The sequence below is a fragment of the Vibrio sp. Scap24 genome (assembly GCF_013394185.1).
Classification (GTDB): Bacteria; Pseudomonadota; Gammaproteobacteria; order Enterobacterales; family Vibrionaceae; genus Vibrio; species Vibrio pomeroyi.
In genome coordinates, this window is sequence record NZ_CP041332.1 from 2,209,661 (window position 1) to 2,233,043 (window position 23,383).

Here is a 23,383-nt window from a genome sequence, read left to right on the forward strand (position 1 = left end):
ATAGGGAAATGCGTTTGTTTGTTCGTCTTTGTCTTAGGCTTGATACGAAGGTAAGTTCGCCAAATTGGAGAAACTTAAAGGTCTGATCTTTTCACTTAAGTTATTTTTATAAAACGTGAAAAGCCAATAAGGAGGGCTAGCCTCCTTATTGGTGTAGTAGGCTTAAAGTAGAGTTACTTTAGAAGGCCCACTTCTTTGTAGTATTTTTCTGCACCTGGGTGAAGAGGGATAGAGATACCCGCTTTAACCATGTCTTCTTTCTTCAGGTTAGCAAATGCTGGGTGTAGGCGTTTGAAAGTGTCAAAGTTTTCAAATACTGCCTTAGCAACGTTGTATGCAACTTCTTCAGAAACGTCTGAAGTTGTTACCATAGTTGCTGCAACACCGAAGCTGTTTACGTCAGCGTCTGTACCGCGGTACATGCCAGCAGGAACTGTGCTGTAAGCGTAGTATGGGTTTTCAGCTACGATCTTGTCGATCTGTGGACCTGTTGCTGAAACCAGTTTTGCATCACAAGACGTTGTTGCTTCTTTGATTGATCCGTTCGGGTGACCAACCATGTAGATGAATGCATCAATCTTGTTGTCACAAAGTGCTTGTGAACGCTCAGAACCTTTAAGTTCAGAAGCCAGCTTGAAGCTATCGTTTGTCCAACCCATAGCGTCCATTACAACACCCATAGTTGCACGGTCACCAGAGCCTGGGTTACCAATGTTTACACGCTTACCTGCAAGGTCAGAAACATTGTTGATGCCAGCATCGGTACGAGCAATGATGTTGAACGGTTCTGTATGTAGAGAGAACATAGCGCGAAGTTTCTTGTATTCGCCCTGATCTTTGAACTTACTTGTACCGTTGTAGCCGTGGTATTGCCAGTCCGATTGAACAACACCGAAATCTAGTTCACCAGCACGGATGGTGTTAACGTTGTAGATTGAACCACCAGTAGACTCTACAGAACAACGAATGTTGTGGTCTTTGCGGCCCTTGTTCACTAGCTTACAAATCGCACCACCAGTTGGGTAGTAAACACCCGTAACTGAACCAGTACCAATTGTGATGAACTCTTGAGCGTTAACTGCGCCAGCGCCCATTACAGCAGCTGCAATAGCACCAACTTTAATAAGTTTGGTAAATGCCATGAATTTCCCTTCCTTTATTCATTATTAACCCTGAAACAAGTGTAGTTGTTTCTGGAGTTTCCTATTTGGAAACGGCACCTTTTTCAATCCATGTGATGAAAAAGTGTCTGAATAATATCAAAAATTGGCAGAAAATTACTCGAATGTTAAAAGATATAGCTAAAAAATCTAACAAATGATGCGTAGATCTCGTGTTTAATTTGCTACTGAGTTTTTTAAAATCAATGGTTTAGTGTTGTTCAGAGGAAGGGGAGGTAGATATTCTAGGATGTGATTTGGATCACGAAGCAAATAGATATTCGTGATCCATTAATACGATGGATAGTTATGAAACTATGAGCAATTAGCCAGCGTATTCAAACAGTTCGCACACTGAATCGAACAGTTGCTTGGTCGTTACCGATAAGGTTGGTGTAATAAAGATAGTATCATCGCCTGCGACCACGCCCAGTATGCCTTCCGACTTACCTAGTGAGTCTAACAAACGAGCGATTAGTTGAGCCGCACCAGGGCCAGTGTGTATCACAACCAATGCATTGTTGTGGTCAATATCTAATACTAATTCTCTTAGCGAGCTAGAAACGGTTGGAACACCCAGTTCAGCAGGAAGACAGTAAACCATCTCCATTTTCGCGTTACGAGTTCGAACAGCACCAAACTTGGTTAACATACGCGAGACTTTAGATTGGTTGATGCTTTCAAAACCTTCGTGTTTTAGGGCATCCACAATTTCGCCTTGTGAGCCAAAACGTTCTTCTTTTAGTAAGGCTTTAAATGCACGAACTAAGTTGTCTTGCTTTTCTGTATTGCGCATATGTCATTCTTATTCATTAACAAAGATGTTTGCATATTCTCGCATACATATTCAATTTTAGCCAAAACATCCCTGTAATTTGTTAGTCATATCACTGTAAATATTTAATAGAATAATGTGTTATTTGCGACGACTTATTTTGTTATTTCAGACGATTATCGCCATAATGCGAACTTGCTGTGTAGCACGGTTTTATTGACTTGCGCGAAGTCGCAAAGCTAGCGTTAATTGATTGTAATCACTTTGTGATTAATATAGTTTTTTAACTTAGGTTTAGCTCAAGAATTACCCTACAAAGAATCTATAAGAGAAAGCTCTCAAGGAGAATAACAATGAAAGTAGCTGTTATTGGTGCCGCTGGTGGCATCGGTCAAGCCCTAGCCCTACTACTTAAGAACCGCCTGCCTGCTGGTTCAGATCTTGCACTTTACGACATTGCACCGGTAACTCCGGGTGTCGCTGCCGATCTTAGCCATATCCCAACGCCTGTTTCGATCAAAGGTTACGCGGGTGAAGATCCAACTCCAGCACTAGAAGGTGCGGATGTTGTGCTAATTTCTGCAGGTGTTGCTCGTAAGCCTGGTATGGATCGTGCGGATCTTTTCAATGTGAACGCTGGCATTGTTAAGTCTCTTGCAGAGAAAATCGCAGTTACTTGTCCTACTGCTTGTGTTGGTATCATCACTAACCCAGTAAACACGACAGTGCCAATCGCTGCTGAAGTACTTAAGAAAGCAGGCGTTTACGACAAGCGTCGCTTATTCGGTATTACTACTCTTGATGTGATTCGTTCAGAAACGTTTGTTGCTGAGCTGAAAGACAAAGATCCAGGCGACATCCGTGTTCCTGTTATCGGTGGCCACTCAGGTGTAACTATCCTTCCTCTACTTTCTCAAGTTGAAGGCATAGAGTTCACTGACGAAGAAATCGCAGCACTAACGACTCGTATCCAAAACGCTGGTACTGAAGTAGTCGAAGCTAAAGCTGGCGGCGGCAGTGCAACACTATCTATGGGTCAAGCGGCTTGTCGTTTCGGCCTTGCGCTAGTGAAAGCTCTTCAAGGCGAAGAGAACGTGATTGAGTGTGCATACGTTGAAGGTGAAGGCGAGCACGCACCATTCTTCGCTCAACCAGTTAAGCTAGGTAAAGAGGGCGCAGAAGCGATCCTTAGCTACGGCGAACTGAGCGACTTCGAACGTAACGCTCTAGACAGCATGCTAGAAACGCTAAATGGTGATATCGAGATTGGTGTTGAATTCGCTAAATAAGCGATACAACATTTAACTCAGGTTATAATTGCTAATAAGAGCCGGTCATTATGATCGGCTTTTTTTGATCCTTGGATTTGCCTCATTCGTAGACAGTGTTTTATAGAGTCGAGTGGAGCAGCAATTATGAGCCGCATTCAAAAAGGAATGAGCGTCCATTTCCATTTAGGTCGATTGGGGAAGATCCTCGTTATCGATGAACAAGAACAATTTGCGCTGGTTGAGTCATACAACAGCCATGAGCAGTACGCAGTGCCGCTGGAAGAGATAGAAGAAGTCGAAGCTCAACTTCCGTTGTCGTTAGAGTCGAGTCGTTACTGAAGCGGATTTGGAAAGATTTTCGTGAGGATCAAAAAAAGAGCCCTGAGGCTCTTTTTTATTATCTATGTAATGTTGTCTATATAGAAGACATTACACAGCTACTTGCTGCGTTTAACAGCCAAGTGAGCAAGTGTGGTCAGTGCTTGCTTATATTCAGAGTCAGGCAGTATAGAAAGCTCAGCAATCGCTTTGTCGGCTTCTTCATAAGCCTTAGTAGTCGTGTACTCTAATGAGCCTGTCTCTTTCATTACAGCCATAATGTCGTCGAGACGCTCCATTCCGTTGGCTTTTTCAATAGCTTCACGAATCATGCTTGCTTGTTCAGCGGAACCATTATGCATTGCGTAAAGTAGAGGCAGTGTTGGTTTGCCTTCAGCAAGGTCGTCACCAACGTTCTTACCCATCTCTTTACCATCAGCAGTGTAGTCCATCACATCGTCAATCAGTTGGAATGCGGTGCCTAGGTACTTGCCGTAGTTTTGCATAGCCGTTTCGATTTCAGGTGACGACTCAGTAAGAATCGCGCCAATTTGGGTCGCAGCTTCAAACAAGCGAGCAGTCTTAGAGTAGATTACCTGCATGTAGCTTTCTTCTGTAGTGTCTGGGTTATTGCAGTTCATTAATTGTTGAACTTCACCCTCGGCAATCACGTTTACCGCTTCACTCATTAACTCAAGGATCTTTAAAGATCCTAGCGTTGTCATCATTTGGAACGAGCGAGTATAAATAAAGTCACCCACCAAAACGCTAGCAGCATTACCAAAAGCTGCATTAGCTGTCGCTTTACCGCGTCTCATGTCCGATTCGTCGACGACATCATCATGAAGTAGGGTTGCTGTGTGAATAAACTCGATAAAGGCTGCAGAGGTGATATGAGCTTCACCTTGGTAACCAAGAGCGCGAGCAGATAAAAGAGCAAGCAAAGGGCGTAGGCGTTTACCACCGCCGCTAACGATATAAAAACCAAGCTGGTTGATTAAACTTACGTCAGAATTAAGTTGGGCTTGAATTGTTTCATTCACTTTTGCCATATCATTGGCAGTAAGCGTTTGGATAGCTTTAAAATCCATTGTTCATCCGGCTGAAGTTAGACCCTGTAAGGCTTATACGTTGTATTTAATTGTTGAATAATACACTAAAAAACGTTGATTAATACATCGCTAAAGGGCATGATTGCCGCACTTTTCTTTGGCGAACAGGTTTTCGCCAATTTTTTAAAAATATGGCTTGTCATAGCGCCATGATTCCCGTAGAATCTGCGCCCTATTGATTAGTTTAGCGCACACCCGAGTTGTACAAATAACAACCATAGGCTGTGCGGAAAAAGCGGAGTAAAATATGTACGCTGTTTTCCAATCTGGTGGCAAACAACACCGAGTAAGCGAAGGTCAAACACTTCGTTTAGAGAAATTAGACGTTGAAACTGGTGCAACTGTTGAATTTGATAAAGTTCTTCTTGTTGCTAACGGCGAAGAAATCGCTGTTGGTGCACCTCTTGTTGAAGGTGGCAAGGTTACTGCAGAAGTAGTACAACACGGTCGTGGCGATAAAGTAAAAATCGTTAAGTTCCGTCGTCGTAAGCACTCGCGTAAGCAAGCTGGTCACCGTCAGTGGTTCACTGAAGTGAAAATCACTGGCATTAACGCTTAAGTATTAGGAGAGTTTAACAATGGCACATAAAAAAGCTGGCGGTTCTACTAATAACGGCCGCGATTCAGAAAGCAAACGTCTTGGTGTTAAGCGTTTTGGTGGTGAATCTGTTCTTGCAGGTAACATCATCGTTCGTCAACGTGGTACTAAGTTCCACGCTGGCACAAACGTTGGCATCGGTAAAGACCACACTCTTTTCGCTCTTACTGAAGGTAAAGTGAAATTTGCTGTTAAAGGTCCAAAAAACCGTAAGTTTGTAAGCATCGAAGCTGAGTAATTTAATCTTTAACTAGATTATTTTAATAGCTTTCAAGCTGAATTCAAAAGCCCTGCCGATTCGGCAGGGTTTTTTATTTATAGCGAGAATAAAAAAGCAGACGCTCTTGTCTTAGCTTTAATAAGCTTAAAGCAAAGAACCTCTCCTTCTTTGTTCCTTGGTTGCAGGTCGGCCTAGATCTTAGGTGATCGATCTAAACACGGATCTGCTAGAATTTATATCACTCCATGATGAGTGGTAACGCAACGTAAGTGCGGAGTTAAAAAATGAAATTCGTTGATGAAGCGGTAGTAAAAATAGAAGCCGGTGATGGCGGTAATGGTACAGTAAGCTTTTGGCGCGAAAAGTTCGTCGCTAAAGGTGGTCCTGATGGCGGCGACGGCGGTGACGGTGGTGATGTTTACATCCAAGCGGATGAGAACTTAAACACACTGATCGATTACCGTTTCCAACGTTTTTACAATGCAGAGCGTGGCGAGAATGGTCGCGGCGGTAACTGTACTGGTAAACGTGGTAAAGATATTACGCTGAAAGTACCAGTTGGTACGCGTGCGGTTGATATCCATACCAACGAAATCGTTGCTGAAGTTGCTGAACACGGCAAAAAAGTAATGGTTGGTAAAGGTGGTTGGCACGGTCTTGGTAACACGCGTTTTAAATCGTCTGTTAACCGCGCTCCTCGTCAAAAGACAATGGGTACTAAAGGTGAAGTTCGTGAACTGCGTTTAGAACTTCTTCTATTAGCTGACGTTGGTATGCTTGGCCTACCAAACGCAGGTAAATCTACCTTTATTCGTTCTGTATCAGCAGCGAAACCAAAAGTAGCGGATTACCCGTTCACAACTTTGATCCCAAGCTTGGGTGTGGTGAGTGTGGTTCCTGAGAAGAGCTTCGTAGTAGCCGATATCCCAGGTCTAATCGAAGGTGCTGCTGATGGCGCTGGCCTTGGTATTCGTTTCTTGAAGCACCTTGAGCGTTGTCGTGTTCTGCTTCATATGATCGATATTATGCCGATCGATGAATCTGATCCTATTCAGAACGCACTGACGATCATTGATGAGCTTGAGCAATACAGCGAAAAAGTGGCACAAAAACCTCGCTGGTTAGTATTCAACAAAGTTGACCTAATGCCTGAAGAAGAAGCAGACGAAAAGATTCAAGAAATCATCGATGCTCTAGGTTGGGCAGGCGAATACTTCAAGATCTCTGCTGTGAACAAAATGGGCACAAAAGATCTTTGTTTCAAACTAGGTGAGTTCATGGAGAACCTACCTCGTGAAATTGAAGAAGTTGAAGAAGAAGAAAAAGTAGACTTTATGTGGGACGACTACCATAAAGATGCGATGAGTGGTAAGAATGTCGTTACTGAAGATGATGACGACTGGGATGATTGGGACGACGAAGAAGATGACGGTCATGTTATCTACGTTCGTGACTAATCCTCGTATTTCTTATGAACACTTAGGCCGCTTCTTCTAAAGAACGCCGATAGTTTTATTAAACCGCAATGAAAATTGCGGTTTTTTTGTATCTAAATCATTATGTACTATCGGATTTTAATGCAGAATTTATTCTAACTAGTTAACGCCTATGGGAAGGAAATCATGGCATCAAAGCAAAGAGCGATCTCAAGACTGGTCGCTCAGTCAGGACAAATGTTATTGGCACACGGTGCTGAAAGCACTTTAGTGGGCGACATTATGCGCCGCATTGGTATCGCTTGTGGGGTGGACGAAGTGGAAGTCGCACTATCAGCCAATGCGCTTGTAGTCACAACCGTAATGAATGATCACTGTATCACCACCACTCGAAGCTGTGCTGATCGTGGTATTAACATGCAAGTGATCACCGACATTCAACGCGTTTGTATCATGATGGAGAAGGGAATTCTCGATTATGGATTGGCGTATAAAAAGATCCAAAGCATAAGCCCTGAACGTTATAACCGCTGGATAGTGGTCGTGATGATAGGACTGTCGTGTGCCTCTTTTAGCCGCCTTGCGGGTGGAGATTGGCAGGTATTCATGATGACCTTTATTGCGTCTGCTTGTGGCATGATCGTCCGACAAGAGATTGGTCATCGTCATTTCAATCCGCTATTAAACTTTGCAATCACGGCTTTCGTGACCACTACTATCTCTGCTCAAGCAGTTCTCTACAATATCGGTGGTCAGCCAACAATCGTAATGGCTTCGTCGGTGTTGATGCTCGTACCAGGCTTCCCTCTGATCAACGCCGTTGCAGATATGCTTAAAGGCCATATAAATATGGGCTTAGCGCGCTTTACCATGGCCAGTCTACTCACACTTGCCACAAGCTTAGGTATTGTCGCTGCGATGAGTCTGTCTGGTGTTTGGGGGTGGGCGGGCTAATGAGTCTTTTTGAATTATTTCTAGGTTTGATTAACGATATGTTTTTCGCCGCGATTCCCGCTGTCGGATTCGCATTGGTATTTAATGTTCCACAACGCGCCTTAATTTATTGTGCGCTGGGCGGCTCTATCGGTCACGGCAGTCGTTACTTGATGATGCACTTTGGTATTCCTATTGAGTGGGCCACATTTTTTGCCGCAACCATAGTAGGCATGATTGGCGTCCATTGGTCGCATAAATTGTTAGCGCACCCTAAGGTGTTTACGGTCGCAGCCCTGATTCCAATGGTTCCAGGCGTGTTTGCCTTTAAAGCGATGATAGCCATGGTTGAGATAAACAGAGCAGGGTACAGCCCTGAGCTACTGGCAATGTTGATGGAGAACTTTTTGAAATCGATGTTCATTATCGCAGGGCTGGCGGTTGGCTTAGCTGTGCCTGGGCTGTTATTCTACCGCCGTAGACCTATCGTCTAGCATCAATTTTCTCCAGTTAAGGACAGGACTTTCGATTTATGATCATCAGCATGATTGCAGCAATGGCAAATAACCGTGTAATAGGTAAAGACAATCAGATGCCTTGGCATTTACCTGCGGACTTCGCATGGTTCAAGCGCTCAACTATGGGTAAACCTGTCGTAATGGGACGTAAGACCTATGACTCAATTGGGCGCCCTCTGCCAGGTCGATTGAACGTTGTGATCAGCCGCGATGAGAGCTTAGAGATAGAAGGGGTAACGACAGTTACTTCGATTGAAAATGCTCTTGAGTTAGTCAGCGATGTTGAAGAGGTGATGATTATCGGTGGTGGTTCAATCTATGAAAGCTGCCTCCCAAAAGCAGACAAGCTGTACCTGACCTATATCGATTTTGATGTTGATGGAGACACTCAATTCCCAGACTGGGGAGAAGGTTGGAAACAGAGCTTTAATGATACTTATCAAGCGGATGAGAAAAACAAACACAACATGGAGTTTGTGATCCTCGAACGTTAACTATGCTGAAATAGTTCGGCTCTGAAGAATGCTTGCGCTACCGTCCCAGCTAGTGCAAGCTTCTCGTATCTCTTTTTTATAGCGCCTTTTGAGTAAAAAACTGTTTGTCTTCCCAGCGAAGTGCCGTTAGCTCTCCGCCCCAAACACACCCAGTATCAAGCCCAATCACATCCTTTCCGTTATAGCCCTCAAGTGCCGCCCAGTGCCCAAATAGTACGGTTTTATCTAACTGAATTCTTTGAGGAAGGTCGAACCAAGGAATGTATTCGTTGTCAGTGACCTCTTTTGGAGGAAGCTTGCACCCCATGTCTAATCGCCCATCAGGAAAGCAGAAGCGCATACGTGTAAAGCTATTGATCGCGTATCGGTAACGTTCTATATCGCTCAGTTCTTTCGACCATAAGTCAGGAGTGTTGCTGTACATGTTCTCAATCAGCCACTTCCATTTTTTTGAGCGTAATAGACCTGTGATCTTTTTGTTCTCTTTACGCGCTCGCTTTACTGTCCATTGCGGAGATATACCCGCATGGGTCATGACAAATTGATCATGTTCTTGCATCAATGGCTGTTCTCTAAGCCACTCAAGCAACTCATCTTTGTCATCAGCATCTAGGATCTGCTGAGTTTGGTCTTTCTTTTTTGCTGGAAAAAGACCAAGCGAGACGGCGAGCAGGTGTAGGTCATGATTGCCTAATACCACCTTCGCAGATTCTCCTAAAGATTTGATAAACCTTAGTGTATTAAGTGACTTAGGGCCTCTTGCGACCAAGTCACCAGCGACCCACAAAGTGTCTTTTTGTTTATCAAATTTGACGGTTTCAAGTAAGAGTTGAAGTTCGTCGAAGCACCCTTGGATGTCTCCGACAATATAATTCGACACAGTATTTTCCTGTAGATGCTGAAGGATGACTAATTAAGAATGTTCGGGATTGCGAGTCTGAATGGATCGACCTCAGTGATGAAATCAATGCCTTTGTTATCGGTCATCACATAGTGGCCCTGCATAACACCCACAGGGGTTTCGATGACGGTGCCACTTGTGTAAGTGTATTCGTCGTTGGCTTCAATCACGGGTTGTTGTCCAACCACGCCATCACCTTCAATGGTGAGTTGTTTGCCGTTAGAGTCGGTAATCAACCAGCGGCGAGACATCAGCTGCACCGTTGTTTTGCTTAGGTTTTTGATGGTAATGATGTAGGCGAAGACGTAACGGTTCTTCGTTGGCTCAGATTGCTCCTCTATGTATTTAGAGTGAACCTGGCATTTGATACAAGGCGTAGATATATCCATATTCGCACCTTTTGTTGTTGGTATACTTAATGTAATTAAAGTATTACATAAAAAAGGCTCCTAACCGAAGTGTAGGAGCCTTTTTTATTTATTTATCAGCGTTGTGACTGTCGTGCAGCCAGTTTGCCATGTCGACAAACTGCTCGAGCGTTAAGTTTTCAGGACGCATACTTGGGTTGATACCAAGTTCTTCAAGCACTTCCTTATCAATTAAGCTCTTGTAGCAGTTACGAACCGTTTTACGGCGTTGGTTAAAGCCTTCACGACAAACACGATCTAACCATTTTAGATCTTTTGCTGGGTAAGGTAACACTTCGTATGGTTGCAGACGTACAACTGCAGAGTCTACTTTCGGTGGCGGAACGAAGGCCGTTGGTGGCACTTCCAGTACAGGTGTTACTTTGCAGTAGTATTGAGCCATTACAGTAAGACGACCGTAAGCTTTGCTGCCAGGGCCTGCCGCCAAACGGTTAACCACTTCTTTTTGAAGCATAAAGTGCATATCTTGCACGTCTTTATGGAATTCAAAAAGGTGGAACATCAATGGTGTAGAGATGTTATATGGCAAGTTACCAAAGATGCGTAGCTTATTGTTTGGCTTAACAAGCTCTTGGAAGTCGAACTTCATCGCATCGCCTTCGCGGATTGTTAGCTTATCAGCCAAATCCGGATGGTTACGAAGACGTTCTGCAAGGTCTCTATCCAATTCGATAACAGTAAATTTATCGACAAGCTTACCTACCGGCTCCGTAATTGCGCCAAGGCCTGGGCCGATTTCTACTAGGTTTTGACCTGGTAGTGGGTTAATGCTCGATACGATGCCATCAATAATGTATGGATCGTTAAGGAAGTTTTGACCAAAACGTTTACGCGCTTTGTGTCCTAAGTGGACATCATTTCTCATTGCTTTTTCTCTACTAATTCAATGGCGTGCGTGAGCGCTGTTCTAAAGCTCCCTGTATCGGCTTGGCCTTTCCCTGCCAAGTCTAAGGCGGTACCGTGGTCGACTGATGTGCGAATAAACGGTAAGCCAAGCGTGATGTTCACTGAGCGACCAAACCCTTTGTATTTCAATACCGGGAGTACTTGGTCGTGATACATACCTAAAACAGCATCTGCATCTTGCAAATATTTTTCATTAAAGATGGTGTCTGCTGGCAATGGGCCAACTAAATTGATGCCATCTTTTTGGCGAATTTTTTCTAGCGTAGGGGTGATGGTTTCTATTTCTTCACGACCCAAACAACCATCTTCACCTGCATGTGGATTCAAGCCACATACGTAGATAGTTGGTTTCTCAATAGCAAACTTTTCAACCAAGTCTTTATTCAGAATCGCAATAATTTGCTCTAATCTGTCTTCGGTTACGGCTTGAGATACATAAGCTAGTGGGATGTGTGTTGTTACTAGTGCAACACGCAGCCCTTCAGTTGCCAACATCATCACCACGAGCGGTGTATTGGACTTCTCTGCAAAGAACTCGGTATGGCCGCTAAAAGCAACGCCAGCTCGGTTAATTACACCCTTGTGAACGGGGCCGGTGACAATAGCATCAAATTCATTATTCATACAGCCAATTGCTGCGGTTTCTAAAGTATTTAATACGTAATGACCGTTAGCCTCGTTGAGTTGGCCAACTACAGCCGTTTCAGCGAGTGGAACATGTTTCACAACCAGTGTGCCTGAGCGTTGTGGTTGCTTAGCCGCATCGGCGTCGTAGTCCAGTAGCTCTACTTCAATCCCCAGCAGTTCAGCACGTTCCGCGAGTAGGTTTTTATCGGCACAAACCACGAGTTGATGAGGCCAGCTCTCTTGAGATAGCGCCAGAGTTAAATCTGGTCCTATCCCTGCTGGTTCACCCGCGGTAATGACAATACGTTTAGTTGTCATCTTGGTCGTCCTCAACCATTTCAACAAAGGCACTTGCTCTTACTTCTTGCAGCCAAGCACCAGCTTCTTCGTTGAACTTACGGTTAAATAGAATTTGGTAAGCTTTGTTCTTTAACGCTGAATCTGTACGGTCAACCTCACGACGGTCAAGAACTTCAACGATATGCCAGCCATGAACGGTCTTAAATGGTGCGCTGATTTTACCTTCTGGTAGCGTCTCTACTTGGTGCTTGAACTCTGGTACGTACAAGTCAGGTGTTTGGTAGCCTAGCTCGCCGTCTTGAACCGCAGAACCTGGGTCTTGGCTGTATTGCTGAGCCAGGTCACCGAAGCTCGCTTCACCGGCATTAACGCGACGCGTGATTTCTTCAAGTTGCTCCTTCGCGCCATCATCGCTTAGGATCACTGTAGGCTTAATCAAAATATGACGTGCATTCACCTCAGTTACCGCAACCGTTTCTAGGCCTTTCACATCTTCAATTTTTAGAATGTGGAAGCCAACACCGCTACGGAATGGGCCAATGATGCTGCCTTTATTCTGCATTTTGATTTGGTCTGCAAAAATGGTTGGCATCTCTTCTTTACGCATCCAACCCCAATCACCGCCTTGCAGTGCTTTAGGGCCCTTAGAGTAAGTATAAGCCATGGTGCTGAAGTCTTTGCCTGAGTTTAGTTCTTCAACTAAATCTTTAGCTTGAGCTTCTAGCTCTTCTTTTGTTTGATCATCATTAAAGCGAAGTTGAATGTGACCAATTTTGTATTGAACCGTCGCGTTAGTCTCTTGCGCTAAGATGTCTGCAAGGTTATCGACTTCTGCTGGAAGAATGTTGATACGACGACGAACGAGCGCGTTACGAGCTTCGCTTGCTGCGATCTCTTTTCTTACTTGCTCACGAAAAGCGTTGTAGCTAAGACCTTCTTCAGCAACCGATGCGGTAAGTTGTTCTACGGTTTGGTTGTTGTCTTTCGCGATGCCTTCGATTGCTTGATCAAGTCGGGCATCATCAATACGAACACCGATACGTTCCGCTTCTTGAGTTTGAATCGTATCGATGATCAGTTTTTCTAGCACTTGTTCATTCAACACATCTTGTGACGGTAATGTTTGACCACTTTTCTTAGCGTTTGCGCGTAGCGTTTTCATCGAAGCATCGATGTCACTTTGCAAAATCACGCCTTCGTTCACGATCACTTTTACGCTGTCGAGCTCAACTGGTTCTGCGTAGCTTGTTGATAAAGTACAAGCTGCTGCGATAGCAATTAATGTGCGTTTCCACAATGTCATGTGTAATCCTTTAAATTTACTGATGTTTTATCAATAAAAAAATTAGTTGTTTAAGAAGAATGGGCGACCGTAGCTCAATGAGTTATCAGAGCTGCTATCTCCAACAGCGCCTGAGTCAGAACCGATATTGGTACCGAAACCAACAATACCGAAGTTCACACTGAAGTTGTTTTCATATTCAGGTGTGGTATTAGGATCACTAATGTTGTTCGTCAAACGGTTACTATAGGTAAAGCCGATGTACCAACAATCCGATCTGTAGTTTAAACGAGCTAACCACTCTAGATCTTCTTGTGTGGTTAAATCATAGAAATATTGAGCACTTGTGCTCCACTTCGGTGAAATTTGGTAGGCACCAAGTAAGCCTGCTTGTGAGATACCATCTCTTGTGATTGATGATACGTCAAAATCTACAGTTTCATTTATGTACTCTTCTGTAACGTAGCGGTAGTTGGTTTGTATATAGCCGCCAGCAAAACGGTACTCAAGGGTGCTGTTAGCAAGTTGCATCGAAGATGAATCAATGTCGTATTGCACGCCGCCATGGTAGAAAAGGTAATCATCATAGTTGAAGTCCATTTCAATCGCCCAAGATGAATAATTAGTTTTATCACTTGAGTCTTCATTGCTTAAAGTTTGCTTTGCATCTTTATCAAAATAGAAAATTTGACCAAAGGAGATGTTTAAGCGCTCTCGGTACTCATCATCAAAAAAGCGAGATGATGCGCCATAGCTAATTTGATTTGCTGATGCAATGCGGTCTACACCACTGTATTTACGGCTTCTGAATAAACCATAGTAATCAGTCTGTAGTAGCGTTGTATCGTAAAGGCCAATCTCGCTTTGATCTTCTTCCGGTACGTAAAGGTACTGAACCTGGGGCTCTAGCGTTTGTGTATAGTTGCCAACAATTGTAGTATCTCGCTCAAGAATGATACCTGCATGGCTTCTAAATTCAGGGATAACACGGCTAGTGGACTCTTCTAAGCCCTCATAATCTGATCCTGCACCGGTATCAACGCCATCAAGATCTTGTTGGTAGTATGTACCGAGTAATCGAGCTTCGGTTGTCCAAGTACCCCAAGTATTACCCACCGGGACGGTTATCCCTGGCTCAACGTGTACACGAGTAGCTGAAGGCTTACCTGAAGCGTCGGTATCAAAGAGAGATACATGGCTGATCATGTCGAAGTCTAAGTAATCCATTACCTCTGGAGCATAATAGTTATACTCGAGTTGTGGCATTAGTCGATAAGGTAAATTATTCGTTGTATCGGTTAGGACTTGGAAATCTCGGACAAGCACCGATGCATCCCAGTTTTGAGAGCGGTAAGTCGCCTTACCTTCTTGAAGCAGTTGCCCATCTTCACGGTTACCAATGCTACTTGAACTCACGTCGGTGAAGTAATCAATATCACTGACTTTTGAGTAATCAACCTCAAACAACCAAGATTGCTGGAATATACCTGAGTGCTGTAGCTGGGCGCCCCAGCGGTCACCTTTGTCTTTGAACTTTTTGTCATCGGGGAGGTACTCGGACTCAATGCTGCCTGAACCAAAATCAGTTAAGTAACGGAATTTACTGTTAAGCTGAGTGCCACGCTCTTGCATGTACTTAAAAGTCGTTTCCAAGTCGTAGTTTGGCGCTAAGTTCCAATACACAGGGATTTCAGCTTCGAAGCCATCGCTTGAGCCGTACGAAACCGTTGGATACAGGAAGCCGGTCTTACGCGTATCACCAATAGGAACAGTTAAATAAGGTAAGTAGAAAACCGGCACGCTCTGGATTTCAAAGCGTGGGTTATAAAACGTTGCTTGTTCTTCATTTTGGTCGACGTCGATACTTGATGCTCTTAGGCGCCAGGCGTTATCGCCAATAGGGCAAGAGGTTATTGAGCCATCTTCTATTTCGTAAACAGCTTTGCCTGTCTTAGATATGTATACCGCATTACCACGGCCTGGTTCGCAAAGAAATTCGTAGTCGGTATTTTCTAGCGTCATTTCATCTGTAGTCAGATTGTTAGTTGCTCTATCCGACACTGACTTTATTTGACCGTCACTAAAGTTTACGTTGCCTTCAGCTACAACGATGTTTTCTTGTTGGTGAAGCGTTACATTATCGGCAAGAATGGTCTTGTTTCCTTGCGTAACTCTTACATCACCTGAATATATTGCCTTGTCACCATTGATAGCCTCTAAGCGATCTGATTCCACATGAGCGGGCAGTTGTGTCTCGTTTTCGGCAGCGGGTTCGATCAAGCATTGATCTATAGAGGGCATTTCCTGCACACTACTATCGGTTATTGTTTCAGCTTGAGTTGTCGACACGTATAAGGCGGTGCTTATAGACGCGGCTAACAAGGTGCGGGAAAAACATTGCATGAAGTTGAACTATCCTGTGTCACTAGATGAAGGGTTGATCTAGTATCAATCCAATTAATAAAGCATTTTCCTTATGATAAAGGAAATATTAGCATTCAGCACCATAAGACAGCAGTACTCAGATAAAATTCATAGATAGAGAACACATAATGCAAATATTTGGCAAAATTTTGGGCGCTTTTTTTGGCTTTTTATTTGGAGGTCCGCTTGGTCTAATTTTTGGCCTATTTTTAGGGCACCAATTCGATAAAGCTCGTCGATTGACCCAATCGGGCTTTAATACATCTGGTTTTGGACGAGGACCGAGCCAAGCCGAAAGGCAAAATGAGTTTTTTAAATCTGCTTTTGCAGTTATGGGACACGTTGCTAAGGCCAAGGGGCAGGTTACGCCAGAAGAGATTCAGCTTGCTTCTACAATGATGGAGCGAATGAACCTGCATGGCGAGCAACGTAAAGCGGCGCAAGATGCATTCCGTGACGGTAAAGAAAGCGACTTCCCGCTAAGTGATGTACTTGAGCGCGTAAAGATCTCGTCAGGTGGGCGTTTTGATCTTCTGCAGTTCTTCCTAGAGCTTCAAGTTTCAGCAGCATTTGCAGATGGAAGTCTGCACCCAAGTGAGCGTCAGGTTTTGCATAAGATTGCTCAAGGCCTTGGTTTCTCAGCAGAGCAACTTGAACGTCGTTTGCAGATGCAAGAAGCAGCGTTCCGTTTCCAACAGCAAGGTGGAAGCTTTGGTGGCCATCAAGGCCATGGGCAATCATCAGGTTGGCAACAGGCTTCACAACAGAACCAGCTAGGCGACGCATATAAGGTTCTTGGTGTGAGTGAAAGTGCTGACGGTAAAGAGGTGAAGAAAGCCTACCGCAAACTGATGAATGAGCACCACCCAGATAAACTGATGGCGAAAGGTTTACCGCCAGAGATGATGAATGTTGCGAAAGAGAAATCGCAAGAAATTCAAAATGCTTATGACTTGATAAAAAAAGTTAAAGGTTTTAAGTAACAGAACATAAGCCGAGCCATGACATTAAATGACTCGGTTTTTTATTAAAGGGAATTATATGACGGTAACGTATCAGGATGTTCTAGAGTTTTGGTTCGATGAATTGACGCCAAAAGACTGGTTTACTGGCGGCGAAGAAATTGATGCTTTGATTGAGGCTCGCTTTTCTGACTTACACCGATCAGCAGCTCAAGGTGAGCTATTTGAATGGCGACAAAACGCACAAGGACGATTGGCAGAGATTATCGTGCTTGATCAGTTTTCTCGCAATATTGGTAGAAACAGTCCGGCAGCTTTTTCGGTTGATCCGATGGCGTTGGCTCTAGCACAAGAGGCGGTAGCGGGTGGTTTTGATCACCAACTTAACGAGCAACAAAAAAGCTTCCTGTATATGCCTTATATGCATAGTGAGTCTTTGTTAGTCCATGAACAAGCCGTGGAGCTCTTTTCTCAAACGGGATTAGAACATAATTTGGATTTTGAGTTTAAGCACAAGGTTATCATTGAGCGTTTTGGTCGTTACCCTCATCGTAATGAAGTGCTAGGGCGAACTTCAACGTCTGAAGAAGTGGAATTCTTGCAGCAACCGGGATCAAGTTTTTAATTGTAGAGATACGGTCAATATTTGAGAAGAGGCTAGTGGTTGATAAAACCCTAGCCTCTTTTTTGTTTTGCTTTAGTTATGAAGTTTAGCGTTATAGCTAGTTAGCTTGGTTGAGCGACCAATCGTACTCATAGTTGATTTTGTTAGTACTCGGTACTGACTTAACTCGATATTGGTCTAGGTGTTGAATAAGCTGCTTTTGGTCACCAAAATCCACAGCAAACCACTCATAAATCGATGATAGCTGGAGCTTATTACCTTTAACCAACACACCTTTATCACTATTAACAAATTCAGACGCTGCTTGTTCCAGTAGAGTTTCGGTGTTGTCAGAAGTAAAGGCTTGAGGTTGGAGGTTAGGGCAACCTAAACTCGCACAATTTACCGCGTAGTGTGTGCGGGGATCTTGCCAAATAGGTCTTAAAATCCGATGCTCAATATCATTGAGTGTCAGTGATTTACCGTTGACGACGAAGACATCATCTCCCCATGGGCCAAAGCTAAATAGGCCTCCGAGCTTAGTGATAGATTTAACTGGGTAGGCATCTAGAATCAAATCGACAGTCACGGCGTTGTATAGATTAACCCAATAGGCATACTGCTCCGCTTTTGAATAGTCGAGCGGATTAACCTGTTCTAGTCTCTTGATGTATTGCTTGAGTTTGGTCTTATCGGCAGTGTTCACCGCTTGGTAGCGAACTAGGGTATTTTGACCTTGTTGAACTAAGTAGTTGTCGAGGAATCGCTGCCAATCTTGATGAGATACCTGTTCTAGATTGGTTTCGTCGCTTTGATTCCAGTATGGCCAAAGATCGGATTTAGGTGCAGACCAAGCTAAGGTTGAAAAAAGTAGGCTGATAATAACGAGTAGTTGTTTCATGGCATTCTCCTGATGACTGACTACTAAGACCTTATGCTTTGCGATTTTCTTTCATGGCTCTTCAGTTAAATAGCGGAACTGATCTATATAAAGGGCTGAGCTTAATAAGCACATTAAGTTAAGCAAAAAGCTCAACCAAACAAAAAAGGTTGGCACTGAGCCAACCTTTTCGATTTTTGAAACTGTTTTTCTATTTCAAGGCTTCTTTATTTTAGGAAGCTTGGAATCTTTTCTTCATACGCTGAAATCTTGTCGGCGTGTTGAAGTGTTAGGCCGATGTTGTCTAAGCCGTTCAGTAGGCAGTGACGACGGAACTCATCAATTTCAAATGAGTATTGTTTGCCATTCGCGCTCACTTTCATTGCTTCTAGATCGACAGTCACTTCAGCACCTTCATTCGCTTCGACGAATTGGAAGATCTCATCCACTTCTTGCTCAGTCAATCGAACTGGAACCATTTGGTTATTGATCGAGTTACCGTAGAAGATGTCTGCAAAGCTTGGCGCAATCATCACTTGGATACCGTAATCAGCAAGAGCCCAAGGTGCGTGTTCACGAGATGAACCACAACCGAAGTTCTCACGAGCCAGTAGAATCGAAGCGCCTTGGTAGCGTGCCTCATTCATTACAAACTCAGGATTTGGTTGTTGGCCAGCGTCATCTAAGAAGCGCCAATCGTGGAACAAGTGCTTACCAAAACCGATGCGGTTTACTTTCTGTAGGAACTGCTTTGGAATGATCGCATCAGTATCGATGTTGGCCGTATCTAGAGGAACGACTAATCCGGTGTGTTGTTGAAAACCTGACATGTTAAATCCTCTAATTAAAGTTCACGAATATCGACAAAGTGACCAGCGATCGCTGCTGCTGCAGCCATTGCAGGGCTAACTAGGTGCGTACGACCATCACGGCCTTGGCGACCTTCAAAGTTACGGTTTGATGTAGAAGCACAGCGTTCTTGTGGACCAAGACGGTCGTTGTTCATTGCAAGACACATAGAACAACCCGGTAGGCGCCACTCAAAGCCTGCTTCTTTGAAGATAACATCTAAGCCTTCGGCTTCGGCTTGAGCTTTTACTTGCTCAGAGCCCGGAACGATAAGCGCTTGTACATGTTTTGCAACTTGGCGACCTTTCGCTACCGCTGCTGCTGCTCGCATGTCTTCGATACGTGAGTTAGTACAAGAACCCACAAACACTTTATCGACATTGTATTCAGATAAAGATTTACCTGCTTCAAGGCCCATGTAAGCTAGCGCTTTTTCTGCTGATGCTTTTTCAACAGGGTCTGCGAAGCTTTCTGGTGCTGGGATTGGCGTGTCTACCGAGATAACCTGACCTGGGTTTGTGCCCCAAGTTACTTGTGGTTTGATGTCTGCCGCTTCTAGTGTCACAACCGCATCGAATTCTGCATCAGCATCGGTTTTTAGCGTATCCCAGTATTGGATTGCTGCTTCTAAGTCTTCGCCTTGTGGAGAGAACTTACGACCTTTGATGTACTCGTATGTAGTTGTATCTGGAGCAATTAGGCCAGCTTTAGCACCAAGCTCGATAGCCATGTTACATACCGTCATACGACCTTCCATCGTAAGGTCAGTAATTGCCTCACCACAGAATTCCACAACGTAGCCAGTACCGCCAGCAGCTGTTGTTTTACCGATGATTGCTAGCACGATATCTTTTGCAGTGATGCCCGGTGCTACCTTGCCTTTTACTTCGATCTTCATCGTTTTAGCGCGAGCTTGTTTTAGCGTTTGAGTGGCTAGAACGTGCTCAACTTCTGAAGTGCCGATACCGAATGCTAACGAACCAAATGCACCGTGTGTTGCAGTGTGTGAGTCACCACATACGATGGTCATGCCCGGTAGCGTAATACCTAGTTCAGGGCCCATTACGTGCACAATACCTTGGTATTTGTGGTTGAGGTCGTAAAGCGTTACACCAAACTCTTCACAGTTCTTCGATAGCGTTTCCATTTGGATACGAGCCATCTCACCAGAAGCGTTAATGTCTTTGGTTTGGGTTGATACGTTGTGATCCATGGTCGCGAATGTCTTGCCAACTTGGCGAACTTTACGGCCTTTTTCACGTAAACCATCAAAGGCTTGAGGTGACGTTACTTCATGGACTAGGTGACGGTCGATATAAAGGATCGGGTTTTCGCCTTCCGCTGCTACTGCAACGTGCGCGTCGTAAACTTTTTCGTATAAGGTTTTGGCTTGCTGGTTTGTCGACATAGCTTTTCTTCCTTGGGAGCATCAGTCCCAGTGTTTGTTTCGAGCCAAGTCATGCAATTTTGCAAACTTGGCTTGATATTATTCTTATGTACTTGCTTCTAGTTTCGAGCGGTTAGCCTATGAAGCTAAGATGTACTCTGCGATCTTGTCACCCATTTCAGAGGTAGTAAGCGCTTGGTTGTCACCTGCAAGGTCTGCTGTTAGCTCGCCTGCTGAAAGCGCTTTAGATACTGCAGTCTCAATGTCTTGTGCTGCCGCTTCTTCGCCTAGGCTGTAACGAAGCATTAGCGCAGCAGAAAGAATCTGTGCGACTGGGTTTGCGATGTTCTTGCCTGCGATATCCGGAGCACTGCCGCCCGCAGGTTCGTATAGGCCGAAGTTGCTTTCGTTCAAGCTTGCAGAAGGAAGCATACCCATAGAGCCAGTGATCATTGCACACTCATCAGAGATGATGTCGCCGAAGATGTTTGAACATAGCATCACGTCAAACTGAGAAGGATCTTTGATTAGCTGCATGGTCGCGTTGTCGATGTACATGTGGTTTAGCGTTACATCTGGGTAATCTTTTGCGATTTCTTCAACGACTTCACGCCATAGGATAGAGCTTTGTAGAACGTTCGCTTTATCGATTGAGTAAACGTTTTTGTTACGTAGGCGTGCAGATTCAAAAGCAATCTTTGCAATGCGCTCGATTTCGTAGCGGTGGTAAACCTCAGTATCAAAAGCCTTTTCAGTTGCGCCTTCGCCTTCACGACCTTTAGGTTGGCCGAAGTAGATGCCGCCTGTTAGCTCACGGACTACCACGATGTCGAAACCGTTACCTGAGATGTCAGCACGTAAAGGAGAGAAAGACTCTAAACCTTTATGGATTTGTGCAGGACGTAGGTTGCAGAACAGTTGGAAGTGTTTACGTAGAGGAAGTAGGGCACCACGCTCTGGTTGATCATTTGGTGGAAGGTGTTCCCATTTAGGACCGCCAACAGAACCAAAAAGCACAGCGTCAGATTCTTCACAGCCAGCTACTGTTGCTTCTGGAAGTGGACAGCCGTGGTTATCAATTGCAATACCGCCAACATCATACTCTTCGCGAGAAAAGCTAATCGCGTGCTTCTTTTCGATCGCGTCTAGCACTTTATGTGCTTGTTGCATTACTTCTGGGCCAATGCCATCACCAGGTAGTACGGCAATTTTGTATGATTTATCAGTCATGTTAATCCTTTAATTCTTTGTTACTGAGCCATTTGGCTCGTTTTAAATTTTGTCCCTAAAGCCAATAACATCGGCTCTAGGGCTCTGTTATTGGGTACTTAAACTGTCGCGATTTTTTGCTGTTTCATTTCAGCAATGGTGTCTGCGCGTTGAATGCTATTGATAACATGCAGTAGCGCCTGACCAGAAGCTTCAACGATATCGGTTGATACGCCTGTACCGTGGTACTTGCGGCCTTTATAGTTAGCAATAATATCAGCTTGGCCTAGGCCATCTTCGCCTTCACCTTTCGCGGTAAGGTCGAATTTATCCAATGCAATTTCGTACCCCGTTAAGCGGTAAATACATTGGTATAGCGCATCAACAGGGCCGTTACCGACAGCCGCTTCGCATTTCTCTTCATCACCACATTGAAGCTTGATGCTGGTGGTAGACATAACACTACCAGATTGTACGCTTAGGTAGTTAAGTTTATAGAAGTCATCTTCGTCGCGTAGATTTGCGAAGTGCATTAGTGCTTCTAGGTCGTAATCGAATACTTGGCCTTTACGGTCAGCAAGCTTCAAGAAGTCTTCGTACAATGAATCTAGGTTGTACTCATTGTCTTTGTAGCCCATTGCATCCATGTGGCTTTTAACGGCTGCACGACCACTGCGGCTTGTTAAGTTCAATGCTTTGTTCTTCAAGCCAATAGACTCAGGCGTCATGATCTCGTAAGTGTTCTTGTTCTTAAGCATGCCGTCTTGGTGGATACCTGAAGAGTGGCTGAATGCGTTAGCACCAACGATTGCTTTGTTGTCTTGAATTGGCATGTGGCAAAGCTGGCTAACCAACTTACTGGTACGGTGAATCTCTTTATGATCCAAGCCTGTGTGAACACCCAAAAGCTCTTGACGAGTTTTGATGATCATTGCGATTTCTTCTAAAGAACAGTTACCCGCACGCTCACCAATACCATTGATTGTGCCTTCAATTTGACGAGCACCTGCTTGAACGGCAGCAATTGAGTTAGCAACCGACATGCCTAAGTCATCGTGACAGTGAACAGAGATGATCGCTTGATCGATGTTTGGTACGCGATCAAATAGCGTTTGGATAATGCCACCAAACTCATTCGGTACTGTGTAGCCTACGGTGTCTGGAATGTTGATGGTTTTTGCGCCAGCGTTGATCGCGGCTTCAACCATACGACATAGGTTGTCGATAGGTGTACGACCGGCATCTTCACAAGAGAATTCAACATCATCGGTATAGTTACGCGCATGCTTTACCGCTTTCACTGCCATCTCGACAACATCGTCGTAGCTGCGGCGTAATTTGTCTTGTACGTGAACCGTCGATGTAGAAATAAAGGTATGAATACGGAACTGTTCAGCCACTTTTAGTGCTTCGGCTGCGGCATCAATATCTTTCGCTACTGCACGAGAAAGCGCACATATACGGCTATCTTTAATATTCTTTGCGATGGTTTGTACTGATTCAAAATCGCCTGGTGATGACACAGGGAAACCCGCTTCAATAACATCTACACCCAGTCGTTCAAGTGCATAAGCGATCTGTAATTTCTCTTTTACCGTTAAGCTTGCAGCCAACGCTTGCTCGCCATCACGTAAGGTCGTGTCAAAAATTATCACTTGATCGTTCATGGGTGCTTCCTTATATCGATAATGAATCGATTGCTATCCAAATTATTATTAAGAATGATGTTCTTTTAAAAGTGCCAGTTACAAAAAAACCCGCTCAGCGCGGGTTTTAATATTTGTGTAGT

The 23,383-nt window shown here is 44.3% G+C and carries 24 protein-coding genes; 10 read left to right on the forward strand and 14 right to left on the reverse strand.

The window, feature by feature from the left end:
• Positions 1-173: 173 nt before the first annotated feature.
• Positions 174-1,142 carry a TAXI family TRAP transporter solute-binding subunit gene (locus tag FLM53_RS09840; protein WP_017630725.1) on the reverse strand — a complete coding sequence of 323 codons (969 nt, stop codon included), beginning with the start codon at positions 1,140-1,142 and terminating at the stop codon, positions 174-176.
• A gap of 343 nt (positions 1,143-1,485) precedes the next feature.
• Entirely contained in the window at positions 1,486-1,956 is a 471-nt protein-coding gene (gene argR, locus FLM53_RS09845; protein WP_004740827.1) for a transcriptional regulator ArgR, read from the reverse strand.
• A 332-nt stretch (positions 1,957-2,288) separates the two neighbouring features.
• Here argR and mdh point away from each other — a divergent pair, with 332 nt between their 5' ends.
• On the forward strand, positions 2,289-3,224 hold the full coding sequence (mdh, locus tag FLM53_RS09850; RefSeq protein WP_176680852.1) for a malate dehydrogenase: 936 nt from the start codon (positions 2,289-2,291) through the stop codon (positions 3,222-3,224).
• A gap of 126 nt (positions 3,225-3,350) precedes the next feature.
• On the forward strand, positions 3,351-3,545 hold the full coding sequence (locus FLM53_RS09855; protein WP_026084232.1) for a hypothetical protein: 195 nt from the start codon (positions 3,351-3,353) through the stop codon (positions 3,543-3,545).
• A gap of 98 nt (positions 3,546-3,643) precedes the next feature.
• Here FLM53_RS09855 and ispB read toward each other — a convergent pair whose 3' ends face one another.
• Positions 3,644-4,615 carry an octaprenyl diphosphate synthase gene (gene ispB, locus FLM53_RS09860; protein WP_176680853.1) on the reverse strand — a complete coding sequence of 324 codons (972 nt, stop codon included), beginning with the start codon at positions 4,613-4,615 and terminating at the stop codon, positions 3,644-3,646.
• A 268-nt stretch (positions 4,616-4,883) separates the two neighbouring features.
• Here ispB and rplU point away from each other — a divergent pair, with 268 nt between their 5' ends.
• The 6 genes from rplU to folA all read left to right on the forward strand — a co-directional run bounded on the left by rplU (position 4,884) and on the right by folA (position 8,835).
• Positions 4,884-5,195 carry a 50S ribosomal protein L21 gene (gene rplU / locus FLM53_RS09865; RefSeq protein WP_004740823.1) on the forward strand — a complete coding sequence of 104 codons (312 nt, stop codon included), beginning with the start codon at positions 4,884-4,886 and terminating at the stop codon, positions 5,193-5,195.
• A gap of 19 nt (positions 5,196-5,214) precedes the next feature.
• The gene (rpmA, locus tag FLM53_RS09870; protein WP_004735905.1) at positions 5,215-5,472 is read left to right on the forward strand and encodes a 50S ribosomal protein L27; all 258 of its coding nucleotides are present in this window, start codon (positions 5,215-5,217) and stop codon (positions 5,470-5,472) included.
• Positions 5,473-5,738: 266 nt separating this feature from the next.
• Positions 5,739-6,911, forward strand: a complete 1,173-nt coding sequence (cgtA, locus tag FLM53_RS09875) for an Obg family GTPase CgtA (RefSeq protein ID WP_176680854.1) — start codon at positions 5,739-5,741, stop codon at positions 6,909-6,911.
• 165 nt (positions 6,912-7,076) lie between these two features.
• The gene (locus FLM53_RS09880) at positions 7,077-7,844 is read left to right on the forward strand and encodes a threonine/serine exporter ThrE family protein (protein ID WP_176680855.1); all 768 of its coding nucleotides are present in this window, start codon (positions 7,077-7,079) and stop codon (positions 7,842-7,844) included.
• Complete coding sequence (locus FLM53_RS09885) at positions 7,844-8,317, forward strand: threonine/serine exporter family protein (protein WP_176680856.1); 474 nt, start codon at positions 7,844-7,846, stop codon at positions 8,315-8,317. Before FLM53_RS09880 ends, FLM53_RS09885 begins: the two co-directional genes overlap by 1 nt.
• A 38-nt stretch (positions 8,318-8,355) precedes the next feature.
• Positions 8,356-8,835 carry a type 3 dihydrofolate reductase gene (gene folA / locus FLM53_RS09890; RefSeq protein WP_017632189.1) on the forward strand — a complete coding sequence of 160 codons (480 nt, stop codon included), beginning with the start codon at positions 8,356-8,358 and terminating at the stop codon, positions 8,833-8,835.
• Positions 8,836-8,911: 76 nt separating this feature from the next.
• On the opposite strand, the gene FLM53_RS09895 is transcribed toward folA, so the two are convergent.
• From FLM53_RS09895 to lptD, 6 genes are all read right to left on the reverse strand, one after another.
• Positions 8,912-9,715: a symmetrical bis(5'-nucleosyl)-tetraphosphatase gene (locus tag FLM53_RS09895; RefSeq protein ID WP_176680857.1), complete on the reverse strand. Its 804-nt coding sequence runs from the start codon at positions 9,713-9,715 to the stop codon at positions 8,912-8,914.
• 29 nt (positions 9,716-9,744) lie between these two features.
• A complete protein-coding gene (gene apaG, locus FLM53_RS09900; protein ID WP_004735899.1) occupies positions 9,745-10,125 on the reverse strand; it encodes a Co2+/Mg2+ efflux protein ApaG in 381 nt (126 codons plus the stop codon).
• 88 nt (positions 10,126-10,213) lie between these two features.
• The gene (rsmA, locus tag FLM53_RS09905) at positions 10,214-11,029 is read right to left on the reverse strand and encodes a 16S rRNA (adenine(1518)-N(6)/adenine(1519)-N(6))-dimethyltransferase RsmA (protein WP_017632191.1); all 816 of its coding nucleotides are present in this window, start codon (positions 11,027-11,029) and stop codon (positions 10,214-10,216) included.
• Positions 11,026-12,015: a 4-hydroxythreonine-4-phosphate dehydrogenase PdxA gene (pdxA, locus tag FLM53_RS09910; protein ID WP_176680858.1), complete on the reverse strand. Its 990-nt coding sequence runs from the start codon at positions 12,013-12,015 to the stop codon at positions 11,026-11,028. The genes rsmA and pdxA overlap by 4 nt, the downstream gene beginning before the upstream one ends.
• On the reverse strand, positions 12,005-13,300 hold the full coding sequence (gene surA / locus FLM53_RS09915) for a peptidylprolyl isomerase SurA (RefSeq protein WP_176680859.1): 1,296 nt from the start codon (positions 13,298-13,300) through the stop codon (positions 12,005-12,007). The genes pdxA and surA overlap by 11 nt, the downstream gene beginning before the upstream one ends.
• A gap of 42 nt (positions 13,301-13,342) precedes the next feature.
• Positions 13,343-15,682, reverse strand: coding sequence for an LPS assembly protein LptD (lptD, locus tag FLM53_RS09920; protein ID WP_176680860.1), 2,340 nt, complete (start codon positions 15,680-15,682; stop codon positions 13,343-13,345).
• Positions 15,683-15,831: 149 nt separating this feature from the next.
• On the opposite strand from lptD, the gene djlA reads away from it, so the two are divergent.
• Complete coding sequence (djlA, locus tag FLM53_RS09925; protein ID WP_176680861.1) at positions 15,832-16,686, forward strand: co-chaperone DjlA; 855 nt, start codon at positions 15,832-15,834, stop codon at positions 16,684-16,686.
• A gap of 58 nt (positions 16,687-16,744) precedes the next feature.
• A complete protein-coding gene (locus FLM53_RS09930) occupies positions 16,745-17,290 on the forward strand; it encodes a DUF924 family protein (RefSeq protein ID WP_019826910.1) in 546 nt (181 codons plus the stop codon).
• A 97-nt stretch (positions 17,291-17,387) separates the two neighbouring features.
• Here the strand turns inward: FLM53_RS09930 and FLM53_RS09935 are convergent, their stop codons facing one another.
• From FLM53_RS09935 to leuA, 5 genes are all read right to left on the reverse strand, one after another.
• Positions 17,388-18,170, reverse strand: a complete 783-nt coding sequence (locus tag FLM53_RS09935; RefSeq protein WP_176680862.1) for a DUF547 domain-containing protein — start codon at positions 18,168-18,170, stop codon at positions 17,388-17,390.
• Between the two features lie 206 nt (positions 18,171-18,376).
• Entirely contained in the window at positions 18,377-18,979 is a 603-nt protein-coding gene (gene leuD, locus FLM53_RS09940) for a 3-isopropylmalate dehydratase small subunit (protein ID WP_017632198.1), read from the reverse strand.
• A gap of 14 nt (positions 18,980-18,993) precedes the next feature.
• The gene (gene leuC / locus FLM53_RS09945; protein WP_017632199.1) at positions 18,994-20,406 is read right to left on the reverse strand and encodes a 3-isopropylmalate dehydratase large subunit; all 1,413 of its coding nucleotides are present in this window, start codon (positions 20,404-20,406) and stop codon (positions 18,994-18,996) included.
• 117 nt (positions 20,407-20,523) lie between these two features.
• Entirely contained in the window at positions 20,524-21,615 is a 1,092-nt protein-coding gene (gene leuB, locus FLM53_RS09950; protein ID WP_176680863.1) for a 3-isopropylmalate dehydrogenase, read from the reverse strand.
• Between the two features lie 98 nt (positions 21,616-21,713).
• Positions 21,714-23,261, reverse strand: coding sequence for a 2-isopropylmalate synthase (gene leuA / locus FLM53_RS09955; RefSeq protein ID WP_048657988.1), 1,548 nt, complete (start codon positions 23,259-23,261; stop codon positions 21,714-21,716).
• Positions 23,262-23,383: the final 122 nt, after the last annotated feature.